This window comes from Mycobacterium sp. E787 (assembly GCF_001668725.1).
Lineage (GTDB): Bacteria > Actinomycetota > Actinomycetes > Mycobacteriales > Mycobacteriaceae > Mycobacterium.
This window is the reverse complement of the sequence record NZ_LZKL01000056.1, coordinates 72,929-87,770: the sequence shown is the minus strand read 5'-3', so window position 1 is coordinate 87,770 and position 14,842 is coordinate 72,929. Positions and strand designations below refer to the sequence as shown.

The 14,842-nt window shown below is 71.4% G+C and carries 13 protein-coding genes and 1 pseudogene; 1 reads left to right on the top strand and 13 read right to left on the bottom strand.

Annotated features, from left to right (window positions below):
• The 7 genes and pseudogenes from A5705_RS12680 to A5705_RS12650 all read right to left on the bottom strand — a co-directional run.
• Positions 1-829: pseudogene (locus A5705_RS12680) on the bottom strand (LGFP repeat-containing protein); the annotation flags it as partial.
• A gap of 465 nt (positions 830-1,294) precedes the next feature.
• Complete coding sequence (locus tag A5705_RS12675) at positions 1,295-2,455, bottom strand: acyl-CoA dehydrogenase family protein (RefSeq protein ID WP_067882541.1); 1,161 nt, start codon at positions 2,453-2,455, stop codon at positions 1,295-1,297.
• Positions 2,456-2,546: 91 nt separating this feature from the next.
• On the bottom strand, positions 2,547-3,983 hold the full coding sequence (gene hflX, locus A5705_RS12670; RefSeq protein WP_067882543.1) for a GTPase HflX: 1,437 nt from the start codon (positions 3,981-3,983) through the stop codon (positions 2,547-2,549).
• 46 nt (positions 3,984-4,029) lie between these two features.
• Positions 4,030-4,902, bottom strand: a complete 873-nt coding sequence (dapF, locus tag A5705_RS12665; RefSeq protein WP_068277805.1) for a diaminopimelate epimerase — start codon at positions 4,900-4,902, stop codon at positions 4,030-4,032.
• Positions 4,903-4,906: 4 nt separating this feature from the next.
• Positions 4,907-5,830 (bottom strand): tRNA (adenosine(37)-N6)-dimethylallyltransferase MiaA, encoded by a 924-nt coding sequence (gene miaA / locus A5705_RS12660; RefSeq protein ID WP_068277801.1) that lies wholly within the window; start codon positions 5,828-5,830, stop codon positions 4,907-4,909.
• The gene (locus A5705_RS12655; protein WP_068277798.1) at positions 5,827-6,510 is read right to left on the bottom strand and encodes a hypothetical protein; all 684 of its coding nucleotides are present in this window, start codon (positions 6,508-6,510) and stop codon (positions 5,827-5,829) included. Before A5705_RS12655 ends, miaA begins: the two co-directional genes overlap by 4 nt.
• Positions 6,511-6,539: 29 nt before the next feature.
• The gene (locus A5705_RS12650) at positions 6,540-7,502 is read right to left on the bottom strand and encodes a DMT family transporter (protein ID WP_067882668.1); all 963 of its coding nucleotides are present in this window, start codon (positions 7,500-7,502) and stop codon (positions 6,540-6,542) included.
• A gap of 444 nt (positions 7,503-7,946) precedes the next feature.
• On the opposite strand from A5705_RS12650, the gene A5705_RS12645 reads away from it, so the two are divergent.
• Positions 7,947-9,284, top strand: coding sequence for a DUF349 domain-containing protein (locus A5705_RS12645; RefSeq protein ID WP_067882551.1), 1,338 nt, complete (start codon positions 7,947-7,949; stop codon positions 9,282-9,284).
• A 100-nt stretch (positions 9,285-9,384) separates the two neighbouring features.
• Here A5705_RS12645 and A5705_RS12640 read toward each other — a convergent pair whose 3' ends face one another.
• From A5705_RS12640 to A5705_RS12615, 6 genes are all read right to left on the bottom strand, one after another.
• Positions 9,385-9,987 carry a hypothetical protein gene (locus tag A5705_RS12640; RefSeq protein WP_369803369.1) on the bottom strand — a complete coding sequence of 201 codons (603 nt, stop codon included), beginning with the start codon at positions 9,985-9,987 and terminating at the stop codon, positions 9,385-9,387.
• Positions 9,984-11,492, bottom strand: a complete 1,509-nt coding sequence (gene miaB, locus A5705_RS12635; protein WP_068277794.1) for a tRNA (N6-isopentenyl adenosine(37)-C2)-methylthiotransferase MiaB — start codon at positions 11,490-11,492, stop codon at positions 9,984-9,986. Before miaB ends, A5705_RS12640 begins: the two co-directional genes overlap by 4 nt.
• A 144-nt stretch (positions 11,493-11,636) precedes the next feature.
• The gene (gene recX / locus A5705_RS12630; protein WP_067882556.1) at positions 11,637-12,149 is read right to left on the bottom strand and encodes a recombination regulator RecX; all 513 of its coding nucleotides are present in this window, start codon (positions 12,147-12,149) and stop codon (positions 11,637-11,639) included.
• On the bottom strand, positions 12,121-13,170 hold the full coding sequence (gene recA / locus A5705_RS12625; protein ID WP_067882558.1) for a recombinase RecA: 1,050 nt from the start codon (positions 13,168-13,170) through the stop codon (positions 12,121-12,123). The genes recX and recA overlap by 29 nt, the downstream gene beginning before the upstream one ends.
• A gap of 262 nt (positions 13,171-13,432) precedes the next feature.
• On the bottom strand, positions 13,433-13,639 hold the full coding sequence (locus A5705_RS12620) for a DUF3046 domain-containing protein (RefSeq protein ID WP_067882560.1): 207 nt from the start codon (positions 13,637-13,639) through the stop codon (positions 13,433-13,435).
• Positions 13,640-13,649: 10 nt separating this feature from the next.
• Positions 13,650-14,816, bottom strand: coding sequence for a glycosyltransferase (locus A5705_RS12615; protein ID WP_067882562.1), 1,167 nt, complete (start codon positions 14,814-14,816; stop codon positions 13,650-13,652).
• Between the last annotated feature and the right edge of the window lie 26 nt (positions 14,817-14,842).

Sequence of the window (14,842 nt, the reverse complement as noted above, 5' to 3'; positions counted from 1 at the left end):
TCTCGAGGGCGTTCGCACCGGTGGCCGGGTTGAAGAACACCTTGCCGCCGGCGAAGTTCTGGGCGATCCCGTCGCCGCCGATCGGGTAGTTGCCGCCCTGCTTGGCGCCCAGCGGGCCGGTGGCGCCCCGGGCCGCCCGCCAGGCCATGTTGATGGCCGCGGCGGGGTCGATCGCGACCTGCAGGCCCTTCAGTTGGTCGCCCAGTTGCGCAGGGTTGGTGCTGAACTCCTTGGTCTTCCTGTTCCAGGAGATCTCGCCGCCGCTGAACTTCTGGGACGTGACCTCACCGTTGTACGTCTCGTCGCCGGTCGGTGCCCCCAGCACCCCGCCCGAGCTGCCGAGCTTGTCCCACGCGGCGTTCATCGCGCCGCGCACCACGAAGGCGCCGTGGTCTGGGGTCCAGAAGATCACCGGCTTGTCGCTGGCCGAGAAGGTGGCCACCCGGCTGTCCGGTCCGGCCAGGCCGGGAACCTCGTTGATCGTCGGGAACCCGAGGTCGCTGCTCACCGGCCCGCCCAACGCCTCGTATTTGTCCAGGACCGGGCCGTACACGAATTTGGCGCCGGTGTCGGTGGTGTAGAACATCTTGCCGGCGTCGAAGTCCAGCGCGAAGCCGTCGCCGGCGGGGTACACGTCGCCCTTGCGCGGGCCCAGCGGGGAGGTGTCGCCACCGGCCTTCTCCCACGCGGCCATCATCGCGGCTTCGGCGTCGCCGATCGGCGATGCGGCGGCGGACGGCGCCAGCAAGGCGGCCGTGAACACCGTGGTCACAATGCCGACCAGCGCGCGCCCGACCAGCTTGTGCATTCGACCTCTCTGCCCGTTCACCAAGCCTCCGATGGATAGGGCCCTATCCCTGGCCATGACCGCACCTTGCAGACCCCGCGAGCGGGTCATACCCGAACCGCTGGGAAGCAACACTCTGACGAACCGCATTATCGCCGGGCCCGCATAACTTTGCCCCGGCCGACAAGCAATGCGAAGTCAAATTGGAAATAGTACGGAAAAGGAGACCGCGCCGATGTCGAAATGATGCCGGAGCGCGCCCGGACGGTGATCGACCACGCTCACCAGCGCCGCGGTCGCCGGCGTGGCGATGTGTGACTACGCAGTCGATATACGAGAAACACATGCGCCGACGGTACGCGAGGCCCTTGGTTGATCAGCGAACTACCCGGCGGAATGGCCGATTCGGCCATTCTTTGTTTGGCGGGCCGGCCGGCCGGTGGCACGCGTGTTGCGGCGTGCCGTCCGCGCCGGAAGACACGATTGTGTTGCACCGCAACGCGTTTCCTAGACGCCGAGGCTGCGGCCGACGATCTCCTTCATGATCTCGGTGGTGCCGCCGTAGATCGTCTGCACCCGGGCGTCGAGATAGGCTCGCGCGACCGGGTATTCGCGCATGTAGCCGTAGCCGCCGTGCAGCTGCAGGCAGCGGTCGATCAGGTGCACCTGCTTCTCGGTGGCGTACCACTTGGCCATTGCGGCCTGTTCGGCCGTCAGCTTGTGGTCGAGGTGCAGGCGGACGAACTCGTCGACCATCATCCGCACCACGGTGGCCTCGGTGGCCAGCTCGGCGAGGACGAAGCGGCTGTTCTGGAAGCTGCCGATCGGCTTGCCGAAAGCCTTGCGCTCCTTGACATATTGCAGCGTCTGCTCCAGCACGCCTTCCATCGCGGCGGCGGCCATGATGGCGATCGAGATCCGCTCCTGCGGCAGGTTCTGCATCAGGTAGATGAATCCCATGCCCTCCTCGCCGAGCAGGTTTTCGGCCGGGACGTGCACGTCGGTGAACGACAACTCGGCCGTGTCCTGCGCGTCGAGCCCGATCTTGTCCAGGTGCCGGCCGCGTTCGAATCCGTCCATGCCGCGCTCGACCACGATCAGCGAGAAGCCCTGCGCGCCTTTGTCCGGGTCGGTCTGGGCGACCACGATCACCAGGTCGGAGTTGATCCCGTTGGTGATGAACGTCTTTGCGCCGTTGAGCACGTAGTGGTCGCCCTGCTTGACCGCGCGGGTCTTGATGCCCTGCAGGTCGCTGCCGGTGCCCGGCTCGGTCATGGCGATCGCGGTGATGATCTCGCCCGTGCAGAACTTGGGCAGCCAGCGTTGCTTCTGCTCGTCGTTGGCCAACGCCAGCAGGTACGGCGCAATGATGTCGTTGTGCAGGCCGAAGCCGATCCCGCTGTAGCGGCCGAGCGTGGTCTCCTCGGTGATGATCGTGTTGTACCGGAAGTCGGGGTTGCCGCCGCCGCCGTACTCCTCCGGCACCGCCATGCCCAGAAAGCCCTGCTTCCCGGCCTCCAGCCACACGCCGCGGTCGACGATCTTGGCCTTCTCCCATTCGTCGTGGTAGGGCGCCACGTGGCGGTCGAGGAAGGCGCGGTAGGACTCACGGAACAACTCGTGCTCAGGCTCGAAAAGCGTGCGCTCGTACTTGATGGCAGCACTCATGGACGACCTCCGCTGAACCTCGGCGACTGGGACCCTGCCGCCCAAGATATACCAACCAGCCGGTTGGTCGGCAGTGGGTGGGGCCGCGTGCTCAGTCGGCGGCGAACTCGCGCAGGCTGGCCGCCAGCGCCACGGGAACGCGGGCCCGGATGCGGGTGCCGTCGGCGTTGTGCTCCTCCTGCTGGACGCGCCCGCCGGAGTGCAGCCGGGCGACGAGGTCACCGCGGTCGTAGGGGATCACCACGTCGACGGCCGTGTCCGTTGCGACGGCCAGCTCGGTCATCCGCCGGCGCAGGTCGTCGACGCCCTCGCCGGTGCGCGCGGAGACGAACACCGCGCCGGGCAGCGCGTGGCGAAGCTTGGCCAGCGTGAGGTCGCTCGCGGCGTCGACCTTGTTGACGACGAGCAGCTCGGGCGGCGGGCTGCCGTCATGGGAGGCGATGTCCGCAAAGATCTCCGAGACGACCTGGCGGACCGCGTTGATCTGCGCCATCGGGTTGGCGTCGGAGCCGTCGACCACGTGCACCAGCAGATCGGCGTCGACGACCTCCTCCAGCGTCGAGCGGAACGCCTCGACCAGCTGGGTGGGCAGGTGCCGGACGAACCCGACGGTGTCGGTGAGCACGGCCGGCCGCCCGTCGGCGAGTTCGGCGCGCCGGGTGGTGGGTTCCAGGGTGGCGAACAGCGCGTCCTGCACCAGCACCCCGGCGCCGGTCAGCGCGTTGAGCAGGCTGGACTTGCCGGCGTTGGTGTAGCCGACGATGGCGATCGACGGGGTGTCGCTCGCCAGCCGGCGGCTGCGCTGGGTGTCGCGGGCCTGCTTCATCTCCTTGATCTCGCGGCGCAGCTTGCTCATCCGTTCCCGGATGCGGCGGCGGTCGGTCTCGATCTTGGTCTCACCGGGACCGCGCAGGCCCACGCCGCCGCCGCTGCCGCCGGCGCGGCCGCCGGCCTGCCGCGACATCGACTCGCCCCAGCCGCGCAGCCGGGGCAGCATGTACTCCATCTGGGCCAGCGACACCTGCGCCTTGCCCTCCCGGCTGGTGGCGTGCTGGGCGAAGATGTCCAGGATCAGCGCGGTGCGGTCGATGACCTTGACCTTGACGGCCTTTTCCAGCGCGGTCAGCTGCGCCGGGGACAGCTCGCCGTCGCAGATGACGGTGTCGGCGCCGGTGGCAAGGACCACCTCGCGCAGTTCGGCGGCCTTGCCGGAGCCGATGTAGGTCGACGGGTCGGGCCGGTCGCGGCGCTGGATCAGTCCCTCGAGCACCTGCGAGCCGGCGGTTTCGGCGAGGGCCGCGAGCTCGGCCATGCTGGCCTGGTTGTCGGCGGCGCTGCCCTCGGTCCACACGCCCACCAGGACGACGCGCTCCAGCCGCAGCTGGCGGTACTCGACCTCGGAGACGTCGGCGAGTTCGGTGGACAGCCCGGCGACCCGGCGCAGCGCCGAGCGGTCTTCGAGGGCGAGTTCGCCCGTGCTGGGCTCGAGATCCGGCTGATCGTAAAAGGGAGTTTCGGGATGTGTCATAGGCAATTAGCAATAGTGCACGCTGAATCGGTGCAGCGCACCCGATTTAACGCTCCTGGGCGCGCCACCATTCCTCGCTGATCTCGCCGCGGGCCACCAGCACCGACGGCCCGCGCAAGTAGCTCGTGGCGTCGGTGATGGTCACCACGACGTCGCCGCCCGGGACGCGCACCGTGAGGGTCCCGGTGTCGGCCCCCGCATCGGCCAGCGCGGCGACGGCGGCCGCGACCGTCCCGGTGCCGCACGAGCGGGTCTCCCCCACGCCGCGTTCGTGCACCCGCATCCGGACCAGCCCGTCGACCGGTGCCGTGAGCACCTCGACGTTGACGCCGTCCGGGAACTGGGCGCGGTCGAACTGCACGGGTGCTGCCACGTCCAGCGCCGCCAGACCCTCGGCGTCCAGTTGCGGGTCGACGCAGGCCAGATGCGGGTTGCCGACGTCGACCGCCAGGCCGGTGAACCGCCTGCCGCCGATCGTGGCCTGCCCGCTGCCGACCCGGTTGGCCTTGCCCATGTCGACGGTGACGTCGGCGTCGGTCCCGCCGACGTGGTGCAGTGTGACCGGCCGCGGGCCGGCCAGCGAGCCGACGACGAACTCGTCGCGCGGTTCCAGGCCGCTGGCGCGCAGGTAGTGGGCGAAGACGCGCACGCCGTTGCCGCAGATCTGCGCGGTCGACCCGTCGGCGTTGCGGTAGTCCATGTACCAGTCGCCCGCGCCGACGCCGTCCGGCAGGCGCTCGAGGACACCCACCCGCACGGCGGCGCCCGCCGTGGTGATCCGCAGCACCCCGTCGGCGCCGAGCCCCCGGCGCCGGTCGCAGAGCGCTTCCACCCGGGCGGCGGTGAGCGCCAGGTCGGCGTCGAGGTCGGGCAGCAGCACGAAGTCGTTCTGCGTGCCGTGGCCCTTGGCGAACATCACCAGGTCAGGATACGTGCCGCCACGCTCCCAAAGCGCCGTCGACGAGGCGCGCCCCGTCCGCGGCGTCCAGCCAGGTCACCCGGTGATCCCGGCGAAACCACGACCGCTGGCGTCGCACGTAGCGCCGGGTGCCCGCGTAGGTCTGCTCCCGCGCGTCGCGCAGGTGTTCGTCGGCGCCGCCCGCGTCGAGCGCCGCGAGCACCTGCGCATAGCCCAGGGCGCGGGCGGCGGTGACGCCGTCGCGCAGGCCTTCCGCCAGCAACCCGCGGACCTCGTCGACCAGGCCCCGATCGAACATCGCGTCGGTGCGCCGGGCCAATCGCTCATCGAGAATGGTTGTGTCGCAATCCAATCCGATGATGGCGGTGTCCCAGCGCGGGGCGCCGATGCGCGGCGCCGAGGCGGCGAACGGGCGGCCGGTGAGCTCGACGACCTCCAGGGCGCGCACGGTACGCCGGCCGTCGGTGGGCAGGATCGCCGCGGCCGCCGCCGGGTCGCGGCGGGCCAGCTCGGCGTGCAGTTCGCCCACCCCGACCTCGGCGAGCCGCCCCTCCCAGCGGGCCCGCACGGCGGGGTCCGTGGCGGGAAACGACCAGTCGTCGAGCAGGGACTGGATGTAGAGCATCGAGCCGCCCACGATCACCGGGACCGCGCCCCGGGCCGCGATCGCCTCGACGTCCGCGGCGGCGGCCCGCTGATAACGGGCGACGGTGGCCGTCTCGGTGACGTCCAGGACGTCGAGCTGATGATGGGTGATGCCGCGGCGCTCCGGGACGGGCAGCTTGGCGGTGCCGATGTCCATGCCGCGGTACTGCTGCATCGCGTCGGCGTTGACGATCTCCCCGTCCAGGCGTTCGGCGACGTCGAGCGCCAGCTGCGACTTGCCCGTGCCGGTGGGCCCGATGATCGCGAGGGGCCGCTGGTTCATAGCTGCCAGAAGCCGGCGAAGTAGCCCACGCCGTAGGGCGCTCCCCGGTAGAGCTCCTTCGCCGAGCGCGGCCCGGGCTCCGCCAGACCGGCGAGCACCTGGAACGCGACCCGTCCCAGGATCTGCGGCGGCAGCGCGGCCAGGGCGGCGACGTCGCCGTTGGCCAGCGCGTCGTCCAGGGCCGCTTGCGCCTCGGCGTCGTCCGGGTGGTAGCCGCCGGGCGCGGCCGGTGTCAGGGTGTTCGCCCCGTCGGCCACCACCAGCACCCCGACCGCGTCCGGGCTGCGGTCCAGCTCGGCGCGCAACTGCCTGCCGCGGGCCAGCGCGGTGCCGGTGTCGTGGTCGCTGCGATAGACGCGAACCCGCGCACTGGCCTCGGGACGCGCCCGCCCCCGCACCCAGCCCGCGAGCAGCGCGCACAGTGGAAGGTCGCCGGCGGCGTCGGCCTGCGGCGACAGCCCCACCCTGACGTCGACCCCGAACCCGGCGAAGGTGCCACCGGAGTCGGGCCCCAGCGCCTCGTCGGCCCTGCCCGTGCCGACGGCGACCCAGCGTGGCGGCAGCAGCGCCGCGGCCGCGAGCACCGCCGCGGTCAGGTCGGCCACCTCGGCGGAAGCCGCCCCGGCCAGCTCGGGCACGAGCACCGGCGCGGAGGGAACAATCGCGATGGCGCCCAGCACGCCACAAACCTAGCGGGATCCGGACCCCACTAGGTAATCGTCGGGCTGCCGTCCGGCGCCGTGACCGGGATCGACTCCTCCGGCGGCGGATCGGCGGGCAGCGGGTCGGCTTTCAGGTCCCGCCCCGTCCCGGCCACCATCGAGGCGGCCTCGCCCCGCGCCAGCGCCACCGTCGCGATGAACACCAGCGCCACGGACGAGATCAGCGCCAGCGCCGCGGGCCCGCTGGCCCGGAGCGTCTCGCCGAGCACGAGGACCCCGAGCACACCGGCCACGACGGGCTTCGCCACGGTCATGGTCGGCAGGGACGCGGTCAGCGCGCCGGCGCGGAAGGCGGATTGCTGGAAAACCATGCCGCACAGCGCCACCAGGAGCCAGGGAACGAATTCCGGCATGCGCAGCACCGCGCCGGGGCCGTGTTCGGCCTCCTCGACGACCCCCTTGGTCAGCACCGCGAACAGCGCCAGCGACGAGCCCGCCACCACCGCCAGCAGCACCGCCGCGATCGGACGGCCTTTCCAGATCCGCGCCCCCACCACGCACAACACCAACGCCGGGCCCATCACCGCGGCCACGATCAGCCACGTCGACACCGAAGCCCGCTCCTGACCGGAGCGCGGGTCGCCCACGATGATGACCACCGCCAGCGCCGCGGCCAGCACGACCGCCCACACCCATTCCCAGCGGGTCACCCGGTAGTTGGTCAGCCGCGCGTAGATCGGCAGCGCGAACAGCAGCGCGGTCACCTGCAGCGCCGTCACCAGCACCACCGATCCCCACGCCAGGGCGCCGGCCTGCAAGCTGTAGTTGACGATCGCCGCGAGGCCGCCCAGCCACCAGCGCTTGTCGCGCAACGACATGCGGAACAGCTCCAGGTGGCCGACTTCCTTGTCGGTGATCTCGTGCGCCGAGCGTTGGCGGATCACGTCGCCGACGGCGGAAGCCAGCGCCGCGCACAAGGCAATCAGCGCCGCGACATCGACTTTCGTCATGCGAACCCCCTCACCGGCATTTCCGACCAGCATTCCCGTTGACGATGCGTGTACACGTGCAGTTCGATCAGAGTTCACGACCACTGTAGTGCGACCGCGCCGGGCGCACGGCCCTCAGCGGCCCCGACGGTGGATCAATAGTGCGCCCGCAGCAAACCTTTGTACAGCGCGGCGACGGCTTGCCACCGGCCGGCGGGCCCCACCAGAACCACCACTCGCCCCCGCTACGCTACCGGGCGGCGCGACCGCGCCCTACGGCCGAAGCGGCTGTGGAATCGAACCGTTACGCGGCGGCGGCCGCCGCCGACGGGGACGCCGGCAAAAGGTAGGCGCGCGCCGTCGGCCAAGCTGCTTGAATACTGTTGGAACAGGTTGACTAGGCGCCGCTGAGCGCGGCAGGCGCGCGGGACACTGACCGCGCGAACGAAGGGTGGTGACGAGCGGATGACGGCCGACGAGCCAGGCGGCGACGCTTCACCCAAGCCCGTTCCACGCCCGGGACCCCGTCCCGGTCCCCGGCCGGTGAGCCCGGGGCCGCGACCCACGCCCTATGCGGCGGCGGCCCACCCGGCCAGTGACCCGCACCGGTTCGGACGGGTCGACGACGACGGCACGGTCTGGCTGATCAGCTCGGCCGGCGAGCGCGTCATCGGCTCCTGGCAGGCCGGCGATCGCGAGGCCGCCTTCGCCCACTTCGGGCGCCGATTCGACGACCTGAGCACCGAGATCACCCTGTTGGAGGAGCGGCTGGCGTCGGGCAGCGGGGACGCGCGCAAGATCCGGGCCAACGCCTCGGCGCTGGCGGACACGTTGCCGACCGCAACCGTCCTGGGCGACGTCGACGCGCTCTCGGCCCGGTTGGCCGGCCTCCTCGAGCACGCGGAGGCGACCATCGCCGAGGGCCGCTCGAAACGCGAGGAGCATCGGGCGGCCCAGACCGCCCGCAAGGAGGCGCTGGCCGCCGAGGCCGAGGACCTGGGCGCCAATTCCACGCAGTGGAAGGCCGCCGGTGACCGGCTGCGGGCGATCCTCGACGAGTGGAAGACGATCAGCGGCCTGGACCGCAAAGTCGACGACGCGTTGTGGAAGCGCTATTCGGCGGCCAGGGACGCCTTCAACCGGCGGCGGGGCGCCCATTTCGCCGAGCTGGACCGGGAGCGGTCGGGGGTCAAGCAGTCCAAGGAGCGGCTCTGCGAGCGCGCCGAAGAATTGTCCGATTCGACGGACTGGACGGCCACCAGCGCGGAATTCCGCAAGCTGCTCACCGAGTGGAAGGCGGCCGGACGAGCGACCCGGGAGGTCGACGACGCCCTGTGGCGCCGCTTCAAGGCCGCCCAGGACTGCTTCTTCACGGCCCGCAACGCCGCCACGGCGGAGAAGGACGCCGAGTTCCAGGCCAACGCCACCGCCAAGGAGGCTCTGCTGGCCGAGGCGGAGAGGATCGACACCAGCAACCTCGACGCCGCGCGGGCGGCGCTGCGAACCATCGCCGACAAGTGGGACGCGATCGGAAAGGTGCCGCGGGAACGGTCCGCCGAGTTGGAGCGGCGCCTCCGCGCGATCGAGAAGCGGGTGCGCGACGCCGGCGAGGCCGACTGGTCGGATCCCCAGGCGCAGGCGCGGGCCGAGCAGTTCCGGATCCGTGCCGAGCAGTACGAACAGCAGGCCCGGAAGGCGGCGGCGGCCGGCCGTACCAAGGAGGCCGACGAGGCCCGGGCCAACGCCGAGCAGTGGCGGCAGTGGGCCGATGCGGCCGCCGAGGCGCTGACCCGCAGGCCCTAGCGGCGATCGCGAGCGCGGCGTAGCCGGGCGAAGCGGGTCGCCACCATCAGCCGGCGGCGATCGCGAGCGCGGCGTAGCCGGGCGAAGCGGGTCGCCACCATCAGTCCTGGCCTTCGGTCGGTGGCGGCGTCCGGTCCTCCGGATCGCCCAGGCTGTCCAGCAGCGTCATCGACTGCTGCTGCGCGGCGAGCTTGCGCCGCTGCTCCTCGGCCGCCAGTTGCACGACGGTGCGCGCCCACACCACGCGGGCCCAGTGAAACGTCAACAGCATCACCGTGATCCACGCGACGATCAGGCCCACGCCCGGTCCGGGATGCCCGGCGGCCACGGTTTGGCGCGACCACACCGCCAGCAGCCCGGCGGCGGAGGCGATCGCCGAACCCGCCAGCGCCACCCAGGCCAGCGCCCAGCGCCGCGTGATCAGCGCCAGGATCGAGAAACCCACGCCGAACACCAGCGCCAGCCAGGCGAACACCCGCGACGGCAGCGCCACCGCGGCGGCGCCGGCGCCATGCGTGGAAAACAGCACGTCCCAGCCCCGCACGTCGCCGGTGTGCGGCAGGATGAACGATCCCAGCAGCACGAACACCAGGATCGCGACCACCAAAGCCCTTGCGCCGGGATCGATCTCCCCCGCCACCCGGCGTTCGGCGGCGTCGATTTCGCTGCGCAGGGCGTCGATGTCGGCGTGTTCTTTCTTCATCGGGCACATCCCAGGGGTTCGAGCGATTGGACGGACGGCCCGACGGCGGGCATGCCGAGGCCGATCGTGCGGGGGCGCCGCCCGGCGGCATGCGCGTCACCCGCCCGGGTGCGGCGGTGACTGCGGATGCCCGCGTCGGCGATGAGGTGGTGCGGGGCCGCCCCGGTGACCACCGTGGTGACGACGTCGCCCGGGCGCACGTCGCCGGCGTCTTCGGGGGCGAAGTGCACCAGGCGGCCGTCGCGGGCCCGGCCGGTCATCCTGGACGTGCGGGCGTCCTTGCGTCCTTCACCGGTGGCCACCAGCAATTCGACGGCCTGACCGATCAGCGCACGATTGCCCTCCAGCGAGATCTGCTCCTGCGCCTCGACCAGCCGCTCGTAGCGTTCCTGCACAACCGCTTTCGGCACCTGCCCGGCTAGGGCGGCGGCGGGGGTGCCGGGCCGCTTGGAGTACTGGAAGGTGAACGCGGCCGCGAACCGGGCCTGCCGCACGACGTCGAGCGTGGCGGCGAAGTCCTCTTCCGTCTCACCGGGGAATCCGACGATCAGGTCCGTGGTGATCGCCGCGTGCGGCATCGCCGCCCGCACCCGCTCGATGATGCCCAGGTAGCGCTCGGCGCGGTACGAGCGCCGCATCGCGCGCAGCACCCGGTCGGAGCCGGACTGCAGCGGCATGTGCAGCGCCGGGCAGACGTTCGGCGTCTGCGCCATCGCCTCGATGACGTCGTCGGTGAACTCGGCCGGGTGCGGCGAGGTGAACCGCACGCGTTCCAGCCCGTCGATGCGCCCGCAGGCCCGCAGCAGTTCGGCGAACGCGCCGCGGTCGCGGGGCAGCGCCGGGTCCGCGAAGGACACCCCGTAGGCGTTGACGTTCTGGCCCAGCAGGGTGATTTCGAGCACGCCGTCATCCACCAGCGACCGCGCCTCGGCCAGGATGTCGTCCGGGCTGCGGTCGACCTCCTTGCCGCGCAGCGACGGGACGATGCAGAAGGTGCAGCTGTTGTTGCACCCGACGGAGATGGAAACCCATGCGGCGTAAGCGGATTCGCGGGCGGTGGGCAGCGACGACGGGAACTGCTGCAGCGCCGTCGAGATCTCCACCTGCGCGACCCTGTTGTGCCGGGCCCGGTCGAGCAGCGTCGGCAGCGATCCGATGTTGTGCGTGCCGAAGACGACGTCGACCCAGGGCGCCTTGCGCAGCAGCGCGTCCCGGTCCTTCTGGGCCAGGCAGCCGCCGACCGCGATCTGCATGTCCGGGTTGCCGCGCTTGCGCGGGGCCAGGTGGCTGAGGTTGCCGTACAGCTTGTTGTCGGCGTTCTCCCGGACGGCGCAGGTGTTGAAGACCACCACGTCGGCGTCGGCACCGTCGGCCGCGCGCTGATAGCCGGCCGCCTCCAGCAGCCCCGCCAGCCGCTCGGAGTCGTGGACGTTCATCTGGCAGCCGTAAGTGCGTACCTGGTAGGTACGCACCGCCGAAACATCTCGGGCCGCCGTCGAAGTCACGGGGCCATGCTACGGCGACCCGGGCTTACGGGATTAACCCGCAGGTCGTGGCGATCGCCGGCGCGGCGGGAGCCGGGCGCAGTCCCCCGCAAACGGGTGGGGTCCCCGCGGAGCTGGGGAGTCCCCCGGGTCGCACCGTCTGACCTAGACGCGGCGGCGTTCCCGTTCGGCGGCCAGCTCGGCGATGACGACTTCGGCCGCCAGGTTCTGGCTGTAGCCGCGGCGGGCCAGCATCCCGACCAGCCTGCGGCTCACCTTGGCTTCGTCGGCCAGCGTCTCGCGGCGCAGCTTGGCCCGCACCAGCTGCTCGGCGCGGTCGCGTTCTGCCCCGGCGTCGATTCCGCCCAGCGCCGCGGTGATCACGTCCTTGTCGACACCCTTCGTGTGCAGCTCGGCGGCCAGGGCGCGGCGGCTCTTTCCCGCCTTCGCCCGCCGGGATGCCACCCACTGCTCGGCGAACCCGGCGTCGTCCACCAGGCCGACGGCGGCCAGCCGGTCGAGCACCCGAGCGCTGACGTCGTCGGGGTATCCGCGTTTGGCCAGCTGACCGGACAGCTCGGCGCGGGTGCGCGCCCTCGCGGTGAGCAGGCGCAGGCACAGCGCCCGCGCCTGCTCTTCGCGGGCCGGCTCAGAAGTCGACGGGAGCGGGGAGGACATCACCGGAGGGGTCATCGGTCACCACCGCGCCAATGCCGAGCTTTTCCTTGATCTTCTTTTCGATCTCGTTGGCCACATCGGCGTTTTCCATCAGGAAGTTGCGGACGTTCTCCTTGCCCTGGCCGAGCTGCTCGCCCTCGTAGGTGAACCACGACCCGGACTTGCGGATGAAGCCCTGATCCACACCCATGTCGATCAGCGAGCCCTCACGGCTGATGCCCTTGCCGTAGAGGATGTCGAACTCGGCCTGCTTGAACGGCGGCGACACCTTGTTCTTGACGACCTTGACCCGGGTGCGGTTGCCGACCGCGTTGGTGCCGTCCTTGAGCGTCTCGATCCGGCGCACGTCCATGCGCACCGACGCGTAGAACTTCAAAGCCTTTCCGCCCGTGGTGGTTTCGGGGCTGCCGAACATCACCCCGATCTTTTCGCGGAGCTGGTTGATGAAGATCGCCGTGGTCCCCGAGTTGTTGAGCGCGCCGGTCATTTTCCGCAGCGCCTGGCTCATCAGGCGGGCCTGCAGGCCGACGTGGCTGTCCCCCATCTCGCCCTCGAGTTCGGCGCGCGGCACCAGGGCCGCCACCGAGTCGATGACCAGGATGTCCAGCGCGCCGGAGCGGATCAGCATGTCGGCGATCTCGAGGGCCTGCTCACCGGTGTCGGGCTGGCTGACCAGCAGCGAATCGGTGTCGACACCGAGTTTCTTGGCGTAGTCCGGGTCCAGGGCGTGCTCGGCGTCGATGAACGCCGCGACGCCGCCGGCGGCCTGGGCGTTGGCCACCGCGTGCAGCGCGACGGTGGTCTTACCCGAGGACTCCGGGCCGTAGATCTCCACGACCCGGCCGCGGGGCAGGCCGCCGATGCCCAGGGCCACGTCCAGTGCGATGGATCCGGTCGGGATGACCGAGATCGGTTGACGCATCTCGTCGCCGAGACGCATCACCGAGCCCTTGCCGTAGCTCTTTTCGATCTGGGCCATCGCCAGCTCGAGAGCCTTCTCGCGGTCGGGGGCTTGCGTCATGGTGCCTCTTCCTATCGTCGTTGTGTTCGGATGACCGGTATCGGTCGGTTGGCCGTGACACTAGGCGCGGGGTCCGACAAGTCGATTCCTCCGAACGATCACCACAGTAGCCGAACACGTGTTCGATTCAAGCGGACACGCCGGACGCGGGGCTTCCGTGTGCGTTGAGGGCTTTCGGTGTGCAACCAGGGCGGGCCGGGTCGGCGTGTCGTCGCCGTGGCCTCACACCCGAAGCCGCGGATTCACAAGCCAGGCCGCGCAGTCACCACTGGTCGCGGGGGACGTCGAAGTCGGCGCACAAGGCGCGCCAGACGTCGCGGGGTTCGATCCCCTCCTCGATCGCCTGGGCCGCGGTGCGGCCGTCGAGGCCGCTCAGCACGTGATCTTCGAGCACAGACGGGCCGTAGGTGGCACCGAATCGCAAGACAACCCGCTCGTTGAACTCCGTCAGCCGCACGTCAGCCAACATACCCAGCCGGCTACCCGGCAAGCGCCAGCGCTTGGTGGCACACCCGCACCGGGTCCGCGACGTCGGCGATGCCGGCGGCCGCTCGTTGCGCGGCCTCCCGGTAGCCGGGCGACGACAGCACCTCGCCGACCGCGGCCGCCAGGGCGTCGGCCGCGAGCGGCCGGACCAGCAGCCCGCTCCCCTGGCGCACCACCCGGTTGGCCATCTCCCATTGATCCCCGCCGCCGGGGACCACCACCAGCGGCACCCCGGACAGCAGCGTCTTGGCCACCATGCCGTGGCCGCCACCGCAGATCACCAGGTCGGCGTGCGTCAACAACTCGGCCTGGCATCCCAGCCCGACCACCGCCCACGGCGGGACCGTCAGCTCCGCCCCGCCCAGCCGCGACACCACCAGTCGGGATCCGGCCGGCAGCGTGTCGCCGGGCGTCAGGCATTCCAGCGCCACCTCGGCCAGGCCGGCGGTCCCGGTCAGCGCGGTCGACGGCGCGACGACCACCACCGGCCCGGAGCCCGGCGGGATGGGCAGCACCCGATCGGTCGGCTCGAAGTGCAGCGGCCCCACCACGACGGCCTCCTCGGGCCAGTCCGGGCGCGGCACCTCGAGAGCGGGCAGCGTGGCGATGAGGCGGCGCAGCGGCCCCGGGTCGACGGCGGGCAGCCCGATCTCGAGCCGGGCGGCGGCGCGCTGCTTGATGCCGGCGCGCCAGGACCGCCCCGTCAGCGCGCGCATCGTGGCGTCCCGCAGCCGGCCGCGGAAGCCGGTGCCGGGCGCCAGCCCGCTGCCGATCGGCGGCAGCCCCTTCGACGGCAGGTACAGCGGGTGCGGGTTGAGCTCGATCCACGGAATGCCCAACAGCTCGGCGGCCATCCCGCCACCCGCGGTGATGACGTCGGAGACCACCAGGTCCGGCGCCAGCTCGCGCAGCGCCGGCACGTTGAGCACCGCCATCCGGGCCGCTCGGCGATGGATCCGGGCGCCGGCGTCGACGTCCTCGTCGACGGCCGCCAGCCCGTCCAACTCGACGGCCTCGATCCCGACGCCGCGGGCGGCGTCGAGCCACTCCGCCCCGGTGAACAGCGTGGGCTCGTCGCCCGCCTCGGCGAAACGCCGGCACAGCGCGATGGCGGGGAACGAATGCCCGGGATCCGGCCCGGCGACCACGGCGACGCGCATCGGCCCTACCCTGCCACACGGCCGGA